14 protein-coding genes are annotated in these 18857 nt (G+C 59.1%); 5 read left to right on the top strand and 9 right to left on the bottom strand.

Annotated elements, in window-relative coordinates; genetic code table 11:
* Positions 1-23: 23 nt before the first annotated feature.
* The 4 genes from BUB23_RS01505 to BUB23_RS01490 all read right to left on the bottom strand — a co-directional run bounded on the left by BUB23_RS01505 (position 24) and on the right by BUB23_RS01490 (position 4696).
* Entirely contained in the window at positions 24-1598 is a 1575-nt protein-coding gene (locus BUB23_RS01505; RefSeq protein ID WP_073101276.1) for an FAD/NAD(P)-binding protein, read from the bottom strand.
* A gap of 112 nt (positions 1599-1710) precedes the next feature.
* Positions 1711-3324, bottom strand: a complete 1614-nt coding sequence (locus tag BUB23_RS01500; RefSeq protein ID WP_073101274.1) for an acyl CoA:acetate/3-ketoacid CoA transferase — start codon at positions 3322-3324, stop codon at positions 1711-1713.
* Positions 3325-3334: 10 nt separating this feature from the next.
* Positions 3335-3727: a cupin domain-containing protein gene (locus tag BUB23_RS01495; RefSeq protein WP_073101626.1), complete on the bottom strand. Its 393-nt coding sequence runs from the start codon at positions 3725-3727 to the stop codon at positions 3335-3337.
* Between the two features lie 81 nt (positions 3728-3808).
* A complete protein-coding gene (locus BUB23_RS01490; protein ID WP_073101272.1) occupies positions 3809-4696 on the bottom strand; it encodes a DMT family transporter in 888 nt (295 codons plus the stop codon).
* A 117-nt stretch (positions 4697-4813) separates the two neighbouring features.
* On the opposite strand from BUB23_RS01490, the gene BUB23_RS01485 reads away from it, so the two are divergent.
* Together BUB23_RS01485 and BUB23_RS01480 are read left to right on the top strand one after the other, a co-directional pair.
* Positions 4814-5764: a LysR family transcriptional regulator gene (locus BUB23_RS01485; RefSeq protein ID WP_073101270.1), complete on the top strand. Its 951-nt coding sequence runs from the start codon at positions 4814-4816 to the stop codon at positions 5762-5764.
* A 166-nt stretch (positions 5765-5930) separates the two neighbouring features.
* Positions 5931-6590, top strand: coding sequence for an NADPH-dependent F420 reductase (locus tag BUB23_RS01480; protein ID WP_073101268.1), 660 nt, complete (start codon positions 5931-5933; stop codon positions 6588-6590).
* A gap of 263 nt (positions 6591-6853) precedes the next feature.
* On the opposite strand, the gene BUB23_RS01475 is transcribed toward BUB23_RS01480, so the two are convergent.
* The 5 genes from BUB23_RS01475 to imuA all read right to left on the bottom strand — a co-directional run bounded on the left by BUB23_RS01475 (position 6854) and on the right by imuA (position 14326).
* A complete protein-coding gene (locus tag BUB23_RS01475) occupies positions 6854-10003 on the bottom strand; it encodes an error-prone DNA polymerase (RefSeq protein WP_084135623.1) in 3150 nt (1049 codons plus the stop codon).
* A gap of 291 nt (positions 10004-10294) precedes the next feature.
* Entirely contained in the window at positions 10295-11623 is a 1329-nt protein-coding gene (locus BUB23_RS01470) for an ImmA/IrrE family metallo-endopeptidase (protein ID WP_073101264.1), read from the bottom strand.
* Positions 11616-12047 (bottom strand): hypothetical protein, encoded by a 432-nt coding sequence (locus BUB23_RS01465; RefSeq protein WP_073101262.1) that lies wholly within the window; start codon positions 12045-12047, stop codon positions 11616-11618. Before BUB23_RS01465 ends, BUB23_RS01470 begins: the two co-directional genes overlap by 8 nt.
* A 184-nt stretch (positions 12048-12231) precedes the next feature.
* Positions 12232-13680 carry a Y-family DNA polymerase gene (locus BUB23_RS01460; protein WP_073101260.1) on the bottom strand — a complete coding sequence of 483 codons (1449 nt, stop codon included), beginning with the start codon at positions 13678-13680 and terminating at the stop codon, positions 12232-12234.
* Complete coding sequence (imuA, locus tag BUB23_RS01455) at positions 13610-14326, bottom strand: translesion DNA synthesis-associated protein ImuA (protein WP_073101258.1); 717 nt, start codon at positions 14324-14326, stop codon at positions 13610-13612. The genes BUB23_RS01460 and imuA overlap by 71 nt, the downstream gene beginning before the upstream one ends.
* Before the next feature lie 244 nt (positions 14327-14570).
* Here imuA and BUB23_RS01450 point away from each other — a divergent pair, with 244 nt between their 5' ends.
* The 3 genes from BUB23_RS01450 to BUB23_RS01440 all read left to right on the top strand — a co-directional run bounded on the left by BUB23_RS01450 (position 14571) and on the right by BUB23_RS01440 (position 18837).
* Positions 14571-15077, top strand: coding sequence for an RNA polymerase sigma factor (locus BUB23_RS01450; RefSeq protein WP_073101256.1), 507 nt, complete (start codon positions 14571-14573; stop codon positions 15075-15077).
* A gap of 87 nt (positions 15078-15164) precedes the next feature.
* Entirely contained in the window at positions 15165-16160 is a 996-nt protein-coding gene (locus BUB23_RS01445) for a FecR family protein (RefSeq protein ID WP_073101254.1), read from the top strand.
* Positions 16161-16419: 259 nt separating this feature from the next.
* Positions 16420-18837, top strand: coding sequence for a TonB-dependent receptor (locus BUB23_RS01440; RefSeq protein WP_178372247.1), 2418 nt, complete (start codon positions 16420-16422; stop codon positions 18835-18837).
* The last annotated feature ends 20 nt before the right edge of the window (positions 18838-18857 follow it).

The raw sequence follows: 18857 nt of genomic DNA, 5'->3' as shown, positions 1-18857 counted from the left end.
GACGGCGTGGGGAATTTGGTTTGTTATGCCGCTTGTGGCAGCCGAGTAAGAAAAGAACTACGTGGCTCGCGATCTGCCCGCTGGGTCAAGTTCTTTACCACTTGATGGGCGAGGCGTGCATTGACGTTCATAGCATTGGTCCAGAAGTGAGTACCGGCAGTTAGCGCACCGACCGCGTAAACATTTGGCAGCAGTGTGCCTGCTTGCGTACGAAGTTCATTGGAATGGAAGTCTACGACGATCCCTCCGTACGGGTGTGGTGCAGCAAGGCCGGAATCAAGGATTTGTCGAACAAGCTTAGACTTGCATTTGGCAGCATCGGCTGTGAATCCAGTGCCATTGACGAGAGAGTCGCTGTATAAAGTCGCTCTAAAACCGAGGCGATGATCATCGATGCTGGTCGCAAATGAATTCGAAGCTTCATCTCGCCATGATCGCTTAGTTCCGCCGAATACTGAAAGCTGATCGCAATGAATCAGTTCCTGAAGCTTCAACGCGTTATCAACAGGGAATGAAACTCTGTAGGCGAGCCATTGGCTTTTGAAGCCTTTCTCGAAACGAGCTTTATCCGCATCATTCAGGTGGTGCCAAATAAGATCAATGGACTCATTGAGTCCATACAGAACCGATTGCCACGCACGGTTGCTAGAGGTCGCATCCTGCACTTCGATATCGAGATATCGATGCGGTCCGGTTTGGGGTCGCAGGATACTGTCGATATCAAATGGTAAACCGTCAGCGGCAACAATCTCTTCCATCAAAAGCGTATACAGCTGAGTAAGACTGAAACTCTGATTGCCGCTATGGAGCAAGTCCTTAATCGCGTCGCGCGAGAGCTTCCCCGGTGAATAATTCGAGTTATGGATACCTCGAACACTTGGAAGGCGACCTCCTCTTGAAGCCATAATCAACTTTCCTCTATGGCCAGAATCTGCAAGAGATACGACGGCGTCAATTGCGCTTAGGCCTGTGCCAAGGATGCAAACCGTTTCCGTCGGGGAGATTGTATTTACAAGGTCAGTGCATGGATAGGGCGAATTGAAATATCCCGATTCTTGCACAAGATGATCCCATTCCCCTGAATGCAGGTTGCCAATGGCTAAAACAACAGCGTCAGCAAAATAGCTCAATGATCCCGCTTGCAATTCATAGCCCGCTGCAGTTGGCCGCATTCCGCGGATTTCTATTTCTACATGTTGTACAGAAACATCCATCGAATTAAGCCGTTCGACCGATTCAAGGAATAGATCATCAAGGTAGAGGCCAAAGAGCCCGCGGGGCAGAAATGCGGCTTCTGAAATGTGTATCTTAGGAAAGTGGCTCTCCCACTTGGCGGGATTTGCCTTGAGCCATTTGACAAAATGATCCGGCTCATCATCGATGGGCGACATGGTACCGGCGCGTGTGTTCAAAAGATTCGATGGACTATCAAGTTGATAGGCCATGCCAGCGCCTACTTTATTGTTGGGATCAAAAACGATAACGTCAGTAATGCAGCGCTTATCGGACTTCATGATTTCATCCAATAGCTGCCGGAGCACAGAGGTGGCGATCGAGCCTCCTCCAACAATGGCCAAGGTTTTTTTTCCGAATATCATGGTTGCTTCTCCTTGAGTGTATGGACGGATCGCTACACTTCCTGAGAGCCGACGTGGCTAAAAGGATAACTGAGGATTTTTGGTACCGTCTTGGATAAAAAAACATGAAAACTTATGCCGCCTTTTTGAAGGTCTTGAAAGTGCGATGCTTGAATAGCTGTGCTAGGGACGCATCGCTGAAGGCCTCAGTGGGCATAGGCTGTAATTGCTTGTTGACAGCAATTTCTATATCTATGTGAGGAATAATATCCCGGGCCAAGGTGCAGCCAGGCGCCAGTTCGATTATTTCTAGATAGTGTCGATGGATTTTAAATACAGCACGTTCCGTAATCAGCAGGGCCGCACGACAACGGGCCTGCCCATTTGGGTCGTAGCAGATTTGACTGACTTTCTCGACAATCTTTCGAATTTTGCCTTCAGTCTCAATTTGCAGGCCGTCACCTTCGTTGTATGACACTTTCAGACCAGAAGCTGTAAACGTTCCGCAGAAGATCAGTTGTTTTGCTGCCTGAGATATATTGACGAATCCACCTACACCATTGATCCGATTGCCTAATCCAGAGACATTGATACGACAGTTTCTGTCGATTTCCCCAAAGCCGAGAAAGGCAATGTCGATTCCCCCGCCATTATAGAAATCGAAAAGCTCGGCCTGATTCAAAATGGCTTGAGGATTTGCCATCGCCCCAAAAGAATTGCCACCTGCTGGGTAGCCACCGATGGCACCAGATTCCACGCTGAACACAAAGCCTTGGCCAAGCAGTCCGCTGCGTTCGGCAACCGCCGCAATACTTTCAGGGATGCCAATACCCAGATTTACGAGAAGCGGCTGCTCGGTTCTCCGCAATTTGGTGTGTCGCAGTAGTTCCAATATGGCGCGTCGTGCAATGATGCGCCTGGCGCCCTGGGGAAGGTCTGCGTGGACCAGAGGCTCACCCTTGTTCTGAATCCCGCAATAGGAAGCATTGAACTGCTCCCCATAAGTTTGCCAATGCTGCTCTGGGGCCGCCAACACTACATAGTCGACTAGGACGCCAGGAATCTTAACGGCTTGAGGATTGAGATGGCCATCGGCAACCAGGTCTTGGACTTGCACGATAACAATGCCACCCGAATTTTTTACTGCCTGCGCTTGGGCTAATACATCTTGAAAGCTCGCCTCTTTTTCTAACGTTACGTTGCCGCTATTGTCTGCTGTGGTTCCTCTAAGCAGCGCGCAGTCCAGCCTCGGCGCTTTATAGAGCAGGAAATTGCTGCCATCAACTTCGATGAGATCAATTCTGTCGTCAGTGGTTTTCTTGTTGAGGCGGCCGCCGCCAAGGCGTGGCTCTATAAACGTTCCAAGTCCGACTGTTGTAATGACACCGGGTAGTCCCCCCGCAATTGCGCGATACATATGGCTAACAACGCCCTGGGGCCAGTTGTACGCATGGATTTGATTGTCGCGTACCATCTCGCCCAGCCGGGGAGCGAGCGACCAGAATCCGCCGATGATTGTCGAAAGCAATCCTTCGTGCGCGAGTCGGTTTATCCCTTTCGATGCACGATCGCCAGCGCCAGAAGCGAATATCATCGATAGCGCCCGGGGAGAGCCGTGATTCAGAAAACGCCGCTCCAACGCACCGAGTAATGCTTCAGGAGATCCGCAATGCCCAAAACCTCCGATGGTCATCATCCATCGGTCTTGCACCAATGCTGCAGCTTGTTCGGCAGTAATAATTTTCATGACGCCTCCCTTACTCGTCAAGTCGCTGGACTGGCTGCTCCCAGATCACAAGAAAAATGCAACCCTTTTTGGACGAGAGGGTATGGATGCTTCCCACAGCGCATATCTCTAATGTGCCAGCAGGGTGCACACCCGCGTCGTTGATGAGTTCGCCCTCCAAGACAAGGATAAGCTCAGTCCCAGGATGTAAATGAGCGGGCACACTGGCCCCGGGGGCATAGCGCAGAAGAGCACCAGCAGGGCCCACACCATTGCGGCGATCGTCATAGAGTCGAACGATATCGACATTGCTGCGCCCATCTGAAGAGTAAGGCTGCCAGTCCAGATTCTCATCGCGCCACGACTTGTCGAAAATGCTGAAGATCTTCGAGTCGCTAGCTTTTGTTTCGTACGATATTTGCATGGTCATCTCCCTAATAGTTATGAACGAATCAAGATTTTTCCGCGCGAGTTCGGTTATCAACGATCTCGTCGCGTTGCCACACTAGCGACGCGTCGTGAGATACACCCCTGTCGCCGAAATGAAGAAGCCAAAGAGCTGGAGGGCGGTGAGCGTTTCGCCTAGAACGACATATCCCATGATTGCCGTAGCCGATGGAATCAGATAAAACAGCCCGGCGACCTTGGTGGCTTCGCCGCGGCGCATCAGAAGAAAGAGGACGCTGACTGCGCCTATCGAATTGACCAGACTGAGCCAGACGGAGGCGCCGATCAGCTCTGGCGTCCATATGATTGCCAGATGTTCACTGCCGATGGCAATCGGGGCGACAGCAAGGCTTGCGATAGTCAACTGAATGAAGCCGGCGGTTCGCAGATCGATGTTCGTGACGAACTTCTTCTGATAAAGCGTGCCCGCGCTGATTCCAAGCAAGGCGACCAGGACGGCGGCATACCCGGCCCATTGAGCTTGGCCAACGCCGATCTTGTCGAGTACCACGATGGTGACACCGAAGAGTCCGATCATGAGGCCAAGAACCTGCTTGCTGGTGACCCGCTCGTTCAAGAATGCGATGGCGCCTATCGCCGTGAAGATTGGCATCATGCCGACGACCAAAGCCGAGACGCCCGCAGATACGCCCAGACTCAATCCCAAATACAGGCCCGAGAACTGCAAAGCTTGGACCAGCAGGCCGACGACAGCCAAATGCACATATACCATCGGTTTGGTAGGCCACGGCGCTTGGGTGGCTAAAGTCACCGCGAGCAGGATAATCGCAGCACTTGCGAAGCGGATAAAAATCAGGGTGAAGGGTCCTGCATAAGGCAGGCCAATTTTGCCGGCGACATAGCCTGAGCTCCACATCAGGATAAACAACGCCGGCCAGAAAAAACGTTGATATGAAGCAGATGGTGCCAGTGTGGTGGTAGACATGGCGTTGTATCTCCTAAATTAATAACGATTTGTGAATATCTGATAGTCATTGTGGTTTAATCGGCGCGTAAGCAGTAGTTCTTCATTTGTCAAACTCCTGTTGGCCTGAGCGCAACAATGACTTCTCCACGTACTGTCAACGCCGCACGCTGGTTGATCACCTTTGCGAAAATCGTAGAGTCTGGCGGGATATCAGCTGCCGCCCGCGCATTGGGCCAGGACAAGGCGGTGACGAGCCGCCAATTACGTGATCTCGAATCGAGCATGGGGCTTCGGCTATTGAATCGAAGCACCCGGCATATCAGTCTCACAGACGTCGGGGTAGCGATATACGAGCGGGCCGTGAGGATCGTCCAGGAAATCGACGGAGTCCAGGCCGATGCCGAACAATTCCTGATTCAGCCTTCCGGGGTTTTGACCATCAGTACTTCGGTAGCATTTGGCCGTCTGCATGTCACGCCATTGCTTGCCGAATTTTCGGCACTTTATCCTCAGCTCGGAATTGATTTATGCTTGCTTGATCGCTACGTCGATCTGGTGGAAGAGGGCTATGACCTATTGCTTCGACTATGTGACGCGCCGCCTTTGAGCCTTTCTGCGCAACGGGTATGTGAACTCTCCTATTCGCTGGTAGCGACCGAACATGTGCTTGAGAAGGGGCCGCCAGTGCGCGTTCCCCTGGACCTCGCGCAGCATAATTGCCTGTTCTATGGATTCCGCAACCATCGAACGATGTGGAGCATGGTCAAGGATCAAGTGCGCCATCAAGTTGAAGTCACTAATCTGCTATCAGTGAATAACAGCGAAGCGGTGCGCGATTTGGCGCTGAATGGTATGGGGATAGCCTTGCTTCCCGATTTTGCTATTGCGCGCGATATAGCGTCCGGCGATCTGCGTCGGGTGCTGTCCGATTACACGATATCCGGTTCCCTCGGCGATGCCTTGTATTTGGTTCACATGCCCGGTCGGTATCTCCCTGCTAAGACCAGAGTATTTATTGATTTCTTGAAGGAAAGGTGGATGCCTGCGCCACCTTGGCAATTGACATCCTCCCCTGCCTCTCGCTGATGCTCCCCGGCCTGATACCGGAAAAAAAAGGGGATTCCTACGGCGCTCGGACGCGACATTGAGCCGCGCTTGAGTCGCTTCAGAGGGTTGCTGGCAGCCATCCTGCCCGGAGCTATCGGCCTCAAGGTCGTCTAGGATTGTGGTTCAGAAGAATAGGAGAATTGTGATGAAGATCGGGATTATTGGAGCAGGGCATATAGGCCAGGCAATCGCCCGGCTTGCGGTGGGCAAGGGGCACGAGGTGAAAATCAGCAACTCCCGCGGCCCGGAGACACTGACCGATATCGCCAGGGAAATCGGTTGTTCGACAGGAACGGCGCAGGAGGCCGGCAGATTCGGTACGGTCACGGTCGTCACCGTTCCGTTCGTCAGCCTGTTCAAGATCGATCCGGCGCCTTTGGCGGACAGGATCGTCATCGATACCAACAACTACTACCCGGATCGCGATGGCCGGATCGCCGCCCTCGATCTGCACCAGACCACCACCAGCGCCATGGTGGCGAGGCACTTCGCGGCGTCGAAGGTCGTGAAGGCTTTCAACGCGATCCTGGCCGCCGATCTCGAAACGCCCGCTCCCCTGTCGGGGGCGGGTTCGCGACGGGCACTCCCCATCGCCGGCGATGACGTTGAGGCGAAGCGAGTCGTGACTGAACTTCAAGAAGAATTTGGATTCGATACGGTCGACGCCGGCTTGCTTGAGGATAGCTGGCGTTTCGAGCGCGCAAAGCCCGCCTATTGCATTCCGCTGGATCGAGCCGGCCTGGTCGACGCGTTAGCAAAGGCGGAACGTGACGTCGAACTGCCGCATGGATCATGGCGGCGGTAGCACTGAACCGGGCATACACCCACCCATCGCACAGGTCGCATTTAGGGGCGGACTCGGTATGGATCTGGGTAACGCTAGCCACATAGTTTATGCCCGTCCCTCCAACGTGGGAGGGCAGTGAGCGCCTGCTGGCCCAGCCCGCTGCCGCTCGGTGCCAAAAAATTCGATCCTGGCAAGACCGATGCTGGAGCTGTCGCGCGTTTCTATCAACGCTCTGGATTCATCCCCTACCTCGATCAGCCATTGAAGCTGTTTTTGGCATCTCAATGAAAATCCCTGCTTTTCGTCGCCAGGGCGCCCAGCAAGGGGGTCAGGTCGACCAGGTGGCCGACGATAAGATGCTGCACGCCGCTTTGGGATTGCCAGGCGCCGTAGGCGCCCAGCAGGCGCGAGGTCAGGAGTTCCCGCCGCTGGCGCTCGGCGATGTGGGGGCGCACGATCAGGTTGATCTGGCCGGACTCGTCTTCCAGCGTGACGAAGATCACGCCTTTGGACGTGCCGGGACGCTGGCGCCCGGTGACGATGCCGCAGGCGCGCACCATGGGGCGCTGCTCGTACGCGCGCAACTGCGCCGATGACGAGAAGCGCAGGGCCGTGAGTTTGTCGCGCAATAGCGCCACCGGATGCCGGCCCAGCGTCAGGCCCAGCGAGCGGTAATCGGCCACCAGCGCCTGGCCCTCGGTCAAAGCGGCCAATTCGGGCGTATCGGACTCGTGGATATCGGCTTTCTGAAGCAGGCCGCGTTCCGGCGTGCTGACCACGGCTTCCCACAATGCCGCGCGGCGATGGCCCGCCAGGGCCTGCAAGGCGTTGCCCGCCGCCAGCGCATTCATATCGTGGCGCGTCAGGCTGGCGCGCCTGGCCAGGTCGGCCACGCCGGCAAAGGGCCGCAAGCCGCGCGCCTGCTCGATGCGCTCGGCGCTTTCCTGCTGCATGCCTTTGATCTGGCTCAGGCCCAGCCGCAGGGCGGGGCGCTGGCCGTCCACAGGTTCCAGACGCGCGTCCCAATTGCTTATGGTGACATCGGCGGGGCGCACGGCCACGCCGTGGCGGCGCGCATCCTGCACCAGCACGGAGGGCGAATAAAAGCCCATGGGCTGGCTGTTGAGCAGCGCGGCCAGGAAGGCTTCGGGCTCGTGGCGCTTGAGCCAGCAACTGGCGTAGGCCAGCAGGGCGAAGCTGGCGGCGTGGCTTTCCGGAAAGCCATATTCACCGAAACCCTGGATCTGCCTGAAGATCTGTTCGGCGAATTCCCTGTCGTAGCCGCGGCTGGTCATGCCGTTGATGATCTTGTCGTAGAATTTTCCCAGCCCGCCCTTGCGCTTCCAGGCAGCCATGGAGCGGCGCAGTTCATCGGCCTCGCCCGCGGTGAAGCCCGCGGCCAGCATGGCGACCTGCATCACCTGTTCCTGGAAGATGGGCACGCCCAGGGTCCGCTCCAGCGCCTTGCGTATGTCGTCGTGGGGATAGGTGACCTTCTCCAGTTTCTGGCGGCGCCGCAGGTAGGGATGCACCATGCCGCCCTGAATGGGCCCGGGGCGGACGATGGCCACCTCGATGACCAGGTCATAGAATTCCCGCGGACGCATGCGCGGCAGCATGCTCATCTGCGCGCGCGATTCGATCTGGAAAGTGCCTATGGTGTCGGCCGCGCAGATCATGTCGTAGGTCTCCCCGTCTTCGGCGGGAATGTCCTGCATTGTGAAGGGTTGCCGGCGCCGCTCGGAAACATGGTCCAGCGCCCGCCGGATGACGCTCAGCATGCCCAGGGCCAGGACATCGATTTTCAGCAGGCCCACGGCATCCAGGTCGTCCTTGTCCCACTGGACCACGCTGCGATCCGCCATGGCGGCGTTTTCTATGGGCACCAGGCGGCACAGCGGCCCGCGCGAAATCACGAAGCCGCCTGGGTGCTGCGAGAGGTGGCGCGGGAAGCCCAGCAGCCGTTCCGCCAGCAGCACCCATTGCCGGGCTGTGGAGGATTGCGGGTCCAGGCCGCACTCGGCCAGGCGCGCGGCCAGGTTGGCCCGGCCGTCCCAGTAATGGTAGGACTTGGCCACCGCTTCGATGATGATGGGATCGATGCCCAGCGCCTTGCCGGTATCGCGCAGCGTGCTCTTGACCCGGTAGGTGATGACCACGGCCGTGAGCGCGGCGCGGTCGCGGCCGTATTTTTCGTAGATGTACTGGATGACTTCCTCGCGCCGCTGGTGCTCGAAATCCACATCGATGTCCGGCGGCTCGTTGCGTTCCCTGCTGATGAAGCGCTCGAAAAGGCTGTTGCCGCGCGCCGGGTCGACTTCCGTGATGCCCAGGCAATAGCACACGGCGCTGTTGGCCGCCGAGCCCCGGCCTTGGCAGAGTATGCGGCGGCCGCGGGCGAATTTCACGATATCGTATACGGTGAGGAAGTAGGGCTCGTACTCCAGTTCGGCGATCAATGCCAGCTCGTGCTCGATCTGTTCCCGCACATTCGGCGGTATGCCCCCGGGAAAACGCCCCTGCGCGCCGATATAGGTTTCCTGGCGCAGATAGACCGCGGGCGACAGCCCATCGGGGCAGATTTCATCGGGGTATTCGTATTTCAGCTCGTCCAGATTGAAAGGGCATTGCGTGGCGACTTCCAGGGTTTCTTCGAGCGTTTCACGGGGGTAGAGATTGGCCAGGCGCAGCCGGGCCCGCAGATGCTGCTCGGCGTTCGAGGCGCGCTCGAAGCCGCAGTCCTGCACGCAAGTGCGCAAACGCACGGCGGCCAGCGTGTCGTGCAGGGGTTTGCGGGAGCGCACATGCATCTCGACCTGGCCGGTGGCCACGACAGGCATGCCCGCATGCCGCGCGGCGGCCAGGACGGCGGCCTTGTGGCGCTCGTCCTGGCCGCGGTGCAGCAGCGTCAGCGACATCCAGCACCGGCCTGGAAACGTCGCGGCCGCCCATTCGGCCTGCGACAGCAGCCGCTCGAAGGGCGCGCCATATTCAGGCGCCAGCAGCACGACGCATTCTGGCAGGCCCCGCAGATGGCCGAGGCCCGGCTCGCCGGGTTTGTCGAGGTCGCCTGGCGCCAGCCGGTATTCGCCTTTGGCGGCGCGGCGCCTTCCCAGGGTGATGAGTTCGCACAGATTGCCATAGCCGCGCCTGGTCTGGGCCAGCGCCACCAGCGTCACCGCGGGCTTGCCGTCGGCATTGCGCAAGGTGAAGCTGGACCCGATCAAAAGCGGCAGCTTCAGCTTCTTGGCCTCGACATGCGCGCGCACCACGCCGGCCACGGAGCACTCGTCGGTGATGGCGATGGCGGCATAGCCCAGCTGGGCGGCGCGCTCGACCAATTCCTCGGGGTGCGAAGCGCCGCGCAGGAAGGTGTAGTTGGTCAGGCAATGCAGCTCGACATAGGGCGGCAGGACCGGAGGTGTATACAAGATCTATGTCAGGCGAATAGGTGAACGGAAAGCTGAGAGCGCGCCAAAGGAAAGAGCGCTCTGGCACAGCAAGGTCGAGAACAGAAATAAACGCCTCGAACTACATATACTGTTTAAATATACAGTATTTGTACCGCCCATGTCCAGTATGGCAGTTTTACGCACAACGCAGGCGTCTGGAGCCGCATTGATTAGGACATGCGCAAGTATGGCCTCGGTCCCGGGTGATATTTATATTTCCCCGGTCTTGTTTACGACGCCGGACCCGACGTGATTAGATAGGGGGAAGATTCACGCTGCCAATCGGTATGGCATATGGGGCTCCCCCGACGAAATTTCCAGGTAGCCATTGTTCGCTAATAACGATTCGACTGTCTTCTCGCTGACGCCGAAATGAATTGCCGCATCTTCAAAGGATGACTCTGAATAGTCTCCTTCGATGAAGTCAACGAGTGAATCAATAGGGCAAAGAAATTCAGCGGCGAATGCCCTCTGGTATTTCTGTCTGGCTGTCGCAATATCCGAAGATACCAGCCAATCACGGTTATCTTTGGGCCGCTCCATGATATCTGCGAGAAAGCGAACAAACTCAAAGCGCTTGGCAGTCGGATGCTTTTTGCGGGGAATGAAATTCAGATTTCCGCCTTCTTCCGGTTTGGCAACCGCCACTATATTTTTGAAAGGGCCTTCCCAAGCATCGACTTGGACCGCAGTAATACCCAGAAGTTCAAACAAACAGTTATTGTCGATAGGGTTTTCTTTATTGTTCAATAGCTTACGCACCTCCCTGGCAGCATCAACGCCCCGTTGCCATGGTGCGACCGAGGATGGATTTATTTTTATATCTTCGCCTGATACCTGCGGCCGTCCTCGCAGCCCATCTTTTAAAGCAAGATTGGCAATTTCTCCGAGTGCGGTTCCGTCAGCCCGCCGTCCGAAAATTGGAGCAAGTTCTGACATGGCAGTAATGCCGGTCTCATCTTGGATACGTAGTGCTTCTGAAATGATTTCCTTTGGACACTCATCTGGATCGAACCCCATTTGTGCCTCCAAGATGCGGATTCGCTTGGACAGAGGGTTTTCCCTGTCTTCTTGCACGAACGACCAAAGCGCCGCCAAATCGGTTCGCTCGCAACCAACCGCCTGTAGCCTGTTCAGAACTGTTTCAATGAAACCGTGGACTTGATGTTGAAAATCATGCATTTTGACTGCCCGAGGCGCATCTAGACCATAAAGATATTGGATTGACTGTCCTTCCAAGGGGACTCGTTCAGCCCAAATATTTACCATTTCACCATCGGGAGCGAAAAGAATTCTTGGCCATACGAAACCATGATTGGCAGCTCCTAACTCATGCGCCATGCGCCAATCCAACGATGGCCTGATCCCTGGTTGAGGTAGTGGCTCAAAGTTCAACCGCCACCAGGAAGAAGCAAACCACAACGCCAATGGATATGTCGAAACCAATACCGTATCGCGCACAGTTTTCGACCATATGTCCTCATTGCGCGTCAGGCAAGTTTCGTTTAAATGTATCGCCAACTGCGCCGATGTGTCGCGAAAGGCTGGTTCACCGCCTCCCGAAGATAACCAATCAATCGAAAAGTTTATGTTAGCCATGATCTTTCCAGCGGGAAAGCACCTCAGACGAGAGAGGATCGCTACCAGGCATAGGATAACCGTGGTAGCTACCGATTTTTGAGTTTTCCAGTTGAGCCTCTAGCGGGATACCAGACTCCGTAACAGACCAGATATTTTTTGGCCATCCTCCTTCCTCCCTATTACTGACAAGGCCATTGCGTATGCCATTCCTGAGCAGCTCTAGCGCTATTCCACGAGTAAAAACATTCGCCACATCGCATAAGGATTTTCCTTGACGAGGATCTGCTGGAGGGGTCAATCCAAAATCTCCCGGGTTTTTCTTGTGTTCTGGATTCCCTCCATACGAAACGACGCGCACCAATTGAGCTAGACGTTCAGTGTCTGCTTTATCGGCATCGAGAATTTTCCGCTTCGAATTATATTTTTGATAACGGGCTTTCATCGGTTAATTGCTTTATAAGTATGGCGTGCTAGACGCTGACCGCTACTACAATTTTTAGAGTATAGCTAAAAGCTCGTGGTCTTAGCGCCTTGTTGCTGCATGTCATTTGTCCGCATGACGCCGGCCGCGCTTCGCGCTGCGCACGCCCTTGGCTCCGGGGCACCGAAGCGCTATGCATGGTGCCTCACGCGAACAGGCCATGCAGGAACCAGCCGCTCTGGCCGCCGCGTTCCTGGTAGAGCCAGTAGCGCGCGCCATCGGCGGCTTGCGCGATGAAGTAGTCGCGCACGGCCAGGCCGTTCCACCAGCCGTCTTCAATGCGTTCCGGGCCGCGCACGATGCGCAGCGGCGAGCCGTAGAAAGGGCGGTGTTGCCTGACCGGCAAGGGAATGGGCGCGGCCAGCAGCCAGAACGGACGTTCGGCGCCTTGAACGCAGCGCGCGGGCGCCGGCTTTTGATCGATGGGCACCCAGCCATTGGCGACCTCGGGGCGGTGATCGGCTATCGGACTGGGGTGCAGCAGGTTCTCGCGCCCCAGGCGCGCCACCAGCAATTCGAGCACACGCTCGCGGTCGGCCGGACTGCCGCCCGGCTCGGGAAACAAGTCCTTGGGCACGGGCGCCATGGTTTCCGTGTCGGCGGCGTGCAGCGCGACGGCGATGATGGGCGCGGCGAGTTCCAGATTGTGCAAGCGTTCCTTGAGCAGCCGCAGCAGATGCCCGGCCTCCCAGGTGGGCGCGCCCAGGGCCAGTTCGAGCCCGGTGGGCGGGCGCGCGTGGCGGCCCCTTTCATGCTCCAGGGTGAGGATGACGCGCGTCACCGCGCGCTTGTGGGCCGCCAGCCAGCCGCAAAGCTGTTCGATCAGGCGGCGGGCGACAAACTGCACGGCATCGGCGTATTCCAGGCGCTCCATCAGTTCGACGCGGCCGGCGAATTGCGGCGGCGGCACGATCCATTCGAAAAGCTCCGGCGCCTGGCCATAGGCGGCATCCAGGGCCTGCAGTATGGATTTGTGCGTGCGCCGCTGCAGGCCCGCGCGCGGCAAGGCGCGCAGCGCGCCCAAGGTGGCGCCGCCTATCCCTTCCAGCCAATCGAGATAGGGCTGCGCGGCGGGCAGGGCGGCGCAGGGCAGGGCGTCGAGCAGGCGGGCCAGCGCTGCCAGCCGCAATACGCGCCGCCGGCGCGCCGCAATGAAGGTGGCCAACAGCCAGGCTCCGCCGGCCGTCGGCGCCATGGACACCCTGGCGGCGAACCCCAGGGCCGCGAGCGTGGCCTGCACCTTGCGCAACAGCCGCCGCGCCCCGCCGAACAGGCTAAGGCTGGCCGAGACGTCCAGCAAAAGGGTGTCGTTGCCGCAAAGCGCGACTTCAGGCGTGTACTGCAGCAGGGCCAGCGAAACTTCGCCGATGGCGCGCGCAGCGGTATGGGCATCGTATTGGGCCAGGGTCGCATGGGGACATAGCGTATTGACGCCGGCCACACGCATTCCCGCCCGCACGCCCTCCCGCGCGGCGGCGGGCGAACAGGCCTGGACCTGATCGCGCTCCAGCACGACCGCCGCTTCAGTGCGCCAGTTCGGGCACAGCATGTCCAGGCTCGCGTGCGACAGATGCACGCCTATCCATAATCGCATGTTCAAACTCGGGGAAACGGGTATCGGGATAAAGCCGCAGTTCAATAGGCCCTTCGTGGGTGCCGCCGCGGCGCTTCAGGATGGAAACGTTCAGGCCGGGCCGGGCCGGCTGCAGCAGCAGGCGCAGCGGGGCGGGCGAGGCCTGGCTGGCGGCAGTCTGGGGGCGCACCAGGACAAACAAGGTGTCGCTTTCCTGGGCGGCCAGCTGCAGGCGGCGCAGGGTCGGGCTGCGCACGGCGTCCTGCCACAGCAGCAAGGCGCCGAATGCGCTGCTGCGCAATACCTGTTCCGCCGTCCACAAGGCGTCGGCCGGCCGCTGGGGCCGTGCCCACAGCAGACAGGAAGGCGGGCCGCCCCAGCTTGCCCAGGCGGCCGTCTGGGGCAGGTGCGGCGGCTGCACCAGCATGATGGGGCGCCTGCCCAGACGCAGCAAGGCGGGGCGCAGCAATTGCAGTTCGCCCACCCCGGGCTGCCGGACCAGGATGTCGATCAGGTTGCCCAGCGGCCAGCCGCCGCCCGGCAATTCGGCGGACACGGCGGCGAAGCCGGTGTCTGCATAGCATCCCGGCGCGCAGGAAAGCTGCGAAGCGCGCCAGAGCGCGGGATGGATGCGTTCCGGCGGCGGCGAAATGTCCTCATCGAGCATGGCGGCCCACTATTCATATTAACTGTATAAATATACAGTATTGCGAGCGGCAAGTTGTAACGCCGATGGTAAGGTCGCTGTCCGACTTGCTGTCGGCAAGCGGGTGGCCGGGGGAGCCCAAACTGTAAAAATGCCTGTCCCTGCGGCGTGTGTTGCGGGCTTCCGGTGTCGATATGGAAGTTGCTGTAATAAGAATGATTTGCAATAATCAAATGTTTTCCGCCACCCAGCCTCATACAAAACCATGCCCAGCCGCCGTCCGTCTCAAAATGGTTGGCTCGCCTATTATCGCGAGTTGATGCGGACATGGCCTCGCCGAAGCAGCAATTTTCACGATGCCGAGGACGCCGCGCACGATGCCGTGGTGGGAATGCTGCGCAGCGATACCTCGGCCGTTCTGGACGGCCACGCCTACCTCTACCGCGCCAGCCAGAACCGCATGGCCGGGGAAATCCGGCGCCAGGCCCGCAATCAGCTTATCTCGCTGGAAGAACTGGCCGAAGACCATCACCCCCTGCTGGCCGACCCCGAGGCCGCCATCCGCGCCTCGCAATTGGCTGATGCGCTGGAGGAGTCCCTGGCGCAGCTGCCGCTCAAATGCCGCCAGGCCTATATTTGGCATCGCCTGGAAGGGTATTCCCAGCCCGAGATCGCCGAAAGGCTGGGCGTTTCGCTGAATACCGTCGAGCGCTATATCATGCGGGCCTTGCGCCATTTACGCGAACAGTTACAACATTTCGGTCCGGAATGATTCAGGGATTCGCGCTTTCAGAGCGTCTTTATAATAAGAGACACGAAATATTCCCTTCATGACTTATTGCCTGGCGGCCGCCGCTCGATGACCGACTCTCACGACCCGAGTACCTTGGACGATCCCCGCGATGCCGCCGCGTTCTGGTTTGCGCGGACGCGTTCCGGGCAAATGACGCCGTCCGAGCGCGAGGCGTTCGAGGCCTGGCGCCGCGCCAGCCCGGCGCATGATCGCGAATACCGGGTGCTGATGGGTATCTGGAATGCGACGACGGTCCTGCCCGCCGAACGGCTGCGCGCCTTGACGCGCGAGCCCGGCGCCGCCCGCGGCGGCCGGCTCGCCAGCCGCCGCGGCTTCGGCATAGGGTTGGGGCTGGCTTGCACCGCCGCCGTTGTCGCCGGCGTCGCGCTACCCAGCTTGTGGGAAGGAGCGCCATCGTATGCGCAGGAGTTTTCGACCCGGCGCGGGGAGCGACGCGAGGTCATGCTGCCCGATAATTCCATTCTTCAGTTGAATACAGGCACCCAAGTCAAAATAATGTTCTACGAGCGCCGGCGGGTCGCCGAGCTGGCGGCGGGGGAGATCACCTTTTCCGTTGAAAAGGATGCGGCCCAGCCTTTCTTTGTCGAGGCCGCTTCAACGACAGTGCGGGTCACGGGCACGCGCTTCAATGTCCGGCGCGATGATGATGCCGTTCAGGTCGCCGTCGATTCCGGTACGGTCGAAGTCAGCAGCGGCCACTGGTGGAATCGCCGCAGGGCCCGGCTGACGGCGGGGCATGGCGTGGGAACGACGGCCAATGGCGGGTTGGCGGCGGTTCAAGCCGTCGATGTCGCCACGCTGCTGGCCTGGCAGCAAGGGCGTATCGTATTTCAAGACACGCCCCTGGCGCAGGCGGTCCGCGAAATGAATCGCTACGCGCCCATGGCCATCCAGTTGTCCGGTTCCCGTCTCGCCGGCGTGCGCATCGCCGGCGTGTTCAGCGCCGACCATCCTCAATCCTTCCTCGACCTGCTGCCGGAGATCGCGCCGGTGCGCGTTCTCATCCAGCCCAACGGCGCCTCGATCATCACCGCCCGCTGATCGGGACGCGTCCGGGCGGGCGCGATGTCAATCCATCCACACGGATGCCGGGGTGGCTCGGTCCCACCGGCATTCCCGCGCGCCATGGAAGATACATTTTGTTTCTAATTGGCCGGAAGAATCCTTCAGGGATTTGGCGCGCCGGACACTCTTTACTAATGAGAGGGACGTTTGCATGTCTCATGCCCCTCGAGAACCTTGGGCCAAGGATGGGAGGCGCGAACCTGCGCTTAAAAAAACTTACTGGATGAACCGTTACGTGAACCATAAAACTTCAAGTGTGCGCGCCCAGGGCCGTCAACGCCGCAGCGCTTTTTCCGGCAACCCAGGCATCCTGGCCCTGTCGCTTGCCCTGGCATGCGCCTTGCCAGCGCCCCGCGCGCAGGCGCAGGAGGCGGCCGTTCAGATCAGCGTCCCGGCGCAGCCCCTGGGCAGCGCCCTGGTGCAACTGGCGAATCAGGCCGCGCTCGAGCTTATCTATTCGCCCGATATCGTGGCTGGCCTGACAGCGCCCGCGGTGTCTGGACGCATCACCCCGGATCAGGCCTTGCGGGCATTGCTGGCGGGAACGGGAATCGAGTTCCGGCGCAACGGAAAGAATGTGTCGCTGTCGCGCTCCGGCTCGTTGACCCAGCTGGAGGCTATAAAAGTAGTGGGCAGCACGGGCAGCCTTCCACCCGCATACGCGGGCGGGCAGGTGGCGCGGGGCGGCCAGCTCGGCTTGCTGGGCAACAAGGATTTCATGGATACGCCGTTCAACGTCGCCAGCTTCACGGCCGAAGGCATCCGGAACCAGCAGGCCCGCAGTATCGGAGACGTGGTCAAGAACGATCCGTCGGTCCGGACTACGTGGCCCGACGGAAGCTATGTGAGCCAGTTCACGATACGCGGCTTTCCCACCCAGACACAGGACATAGCCGTCAACGGAGTCTATGGCATAGTCCCTCCCCAGATGGCCGGCGGGCTCGAATCGATTGAACGCGTCGAGATTCTCAAGGGGCCTTCGGCGCTGATGAACGGCATGGCGCCCAGCGGCGGGGTGGGCGGGAATATCAACCTCGTGACCAAGCGCGCGACGGACGAGCCCATCACCCAATTGACGGCCAACTACTATTCCAATGCGCAGTTTGGCGGCCAGGTCGATCTGGGGCGGCGCTTCGGCGAGAATGGAGAATGGGGTGTGCGCCTGAACGGCGCGTACCGGGATGGAAAGACGGGTATCGATGATCAGGCGCAGCGCGCGGGTTCTGTCGCCCTGGGGCTGGACTATCGCGGGGAAGGCTTGCGCCTTTCCGCGGACGTGGGCTACCACGATGTATATACGGACTCGCCTACTCGGGTGGTCTATACGGATAGCGAGAATTTCCAGATTCCCAAGGCCCCGGATAGCACGCTGAACATAGGGCAACCCTGGTATTTCGCCCAATCGAGGGACCACTATGCACTGATCCAGGGCGAGGTCGATATCGGGCCCGACTGGACCGCCTATGCCGCCGCGGGCGGCAGGAAGAACGAATTCCTGGGGCTGTACAACTTCATTTACCTGCAGGATGATCTCGGCAATTTCCGGGCAAACCAGTACTATCAGCCCACCTACTCCGATACTAAGACGGGGCTGCTCGGCTTGCGGGGAAGCTTCGCGACGGGAGCCGTCAGGCACGAATTGAACCTGAGCGTCACTACGGTGCGAACGGATTCGGGGGCGGTGGCGCCGGTCGTTTCCACTTACCGCTCCAATATATACGATCCGGCCACGATCTCGCCGCCCAGCCTGGCGGGATACAGCGACACCGCGCCCAAGACCGCCGAATCGAATTTGACCAGCCTCGCGCTGGCGGACACCCTCCATTTTCTCGATGACAAGGTTCAGCTGACGCTGGGCGCGCGCCAGCAGAGAGTCGTGGTAAAGAACTTCAATGCCGCAACGGGCGCGCAAACCTCTTTCTACGACAAGGAAAGGGTCACACCCGCGGCTGGCCTGGTCATCAGGCCGTTCGAAGACACATCCTTCTATGCCAACTACATCGAGGGGCTGAGCCAAGGGCCCACCGCGCCCGTCAGCGCCAGCAATGCCGGCACACTCTTCGAGCCGATCAAATCCAGGCAATATGAAGTGGGGGTCAAACACGATTTCGGCCAATTTGCCGCCACGGTCAGCGCCTTTCAAATCGAGCAGCCCAGCGGCTACACCGACGCGGCCACGAACACCTATGGGCTGAATGGCGAGCAGCGCAACCGGGGCATCGAGATCAATGTCTTCGGAGAGCCCTGGCGCGGCATACGCACCCTGGGCGGCGCGGCGTTCACGCAAGGGACGCTGACCAAAACGGCCAACGGCGCCTTTGACGGCAACAAGGCCGTCGGCGTCCCGGCGACGCAGCTGAATCTGGGGGGTGAATGGGACACGCCATTTCTCGCCGGACTGACGCTCACCGGCCGCGTCATCTACACCTCCTCGCAATACTACAACGCATCGAATTCCCAGGACATTCCCGCCTGGACCCGGGTCGATATCGGGGCGCGCTACAAGACCAAAGTCTCCGGCGTTCCCGTCACGATCCGGGCCGGCATCGAAAACCTGCTCGACAAGGATTACTGGGCCGCGGCATCGAGTTCATTCGGCTTGGCGCGCGGCGCGCCCCGGACCTTCCTGCTTTCGACAACGATGGAGTTCTGAGCATGCCGCGCAGACCGGAT

It is taken from the genome of Pollutimonas bauzanensis (assembly GCF_900129885.1).
Taxonomy (GTDB): Bacteria; Pseudomonadota; Gammaproteobacteria; order Burkholderiales; family Burkholderiaceae_B; genus Pollutimonas; species Pollutimonas bauzanensis.
Note: the sequence above shows the minus strand (reverse complement) of the source record. Positions and strands in the feature narration are given on the sequence as shown.

What these genes read in the sequence shown, in the direction of transcription:
- BUB23_RS01445 (WP_073101254.1), top strand. Translation starts at nt 15,165, where the DNA reads ATGACCGACTCTCACGACCCGAGTACCTTGGACGATCCCCGCGATGCC.
- BUB23_RS01500 (WP_073101274.1), bottom strand. Translation starts at nt 3,324, where the DNA reads ATGAAAATTATTACTGCCGAACAAGCTGCAGCATTGGTGCAAGACCGA.
- BUB23_RS01470 (WP_073101264.1), bottom strand. Translation starts at nt 11,623, where the DNA reads ATGGCTAACATAAACTTTTCGATTGATTGGTTATCTTCGGGAGGCGGT.
- BUB23_RS01450 (WP_073101256.1), top strand. Translation starts at nt 14,571, where the DNA reads ATGCCCAGCCGCCGTCCGTCTCAAAATGGTTGGCTCGCCTATTATCGC.
- BUB23_RS01490 (WP_073101272.1), bottom strand. Translation starts at nt 4,696, where the DNA reads ATGTCTACCACCACACTGGCACCATCTGCTTCATATCAACGTTTTTTC.
- BUB23_RS01460 (WP_073101260.1), bottom strand. Translation starts at nt 13,680, where the DNA reads ATGCGATTATGGATAGGCGTGCATCTGTCGCACGCGAGCCTGGACATG.
- BUB23_RS01495 (WP_073101626.1), bottom strand. Translation starts at nt 3,727, where the DNA reads ATGCAAATATCGTACGAAACAAAAGCTAGCGACTCGAAGATCTTCAGC.
- BUB23_RS01505 (WP_073101276.1), bottom strand. Translation starts at nt 1,598, where the DNA reads ATGATATTCGGAAAAAAAACCTTGGCCATTGTTGGAGGAGGCTCGATC.
- BUB23_RS01485 (WP_073101270.1), top strand. Translation starts at nt 4,814, where the DNA reads ATGACTTCTCCACGTACTGTCAACGCCGCACGCTGGTTGATCACCTTT.
- imuA (WP_073101258.1), bottom strand. Translation starts at nt 14,326, where the DNA reads ATGCTCGATGAGGACATTTCGCCGCCGCCGGAACGCATCCATCCCGCG.
- BUB23_RS01480 (WP_073101268.1), top strand. Translation starts at nt 5,931, where the DNA reads ATGAAGATCGGGATTATTGGAGCAGGGCATATAGGCCAGGCAATCGCC.
- BUB23_RS01465 (WP_073101262.1), bottom strand. Translation starts at nt 12,047, where the DNA reads ATGAAAGCCCGTTATCAAAAATATAATTCGAAGCGGAAAATTCTCGAT.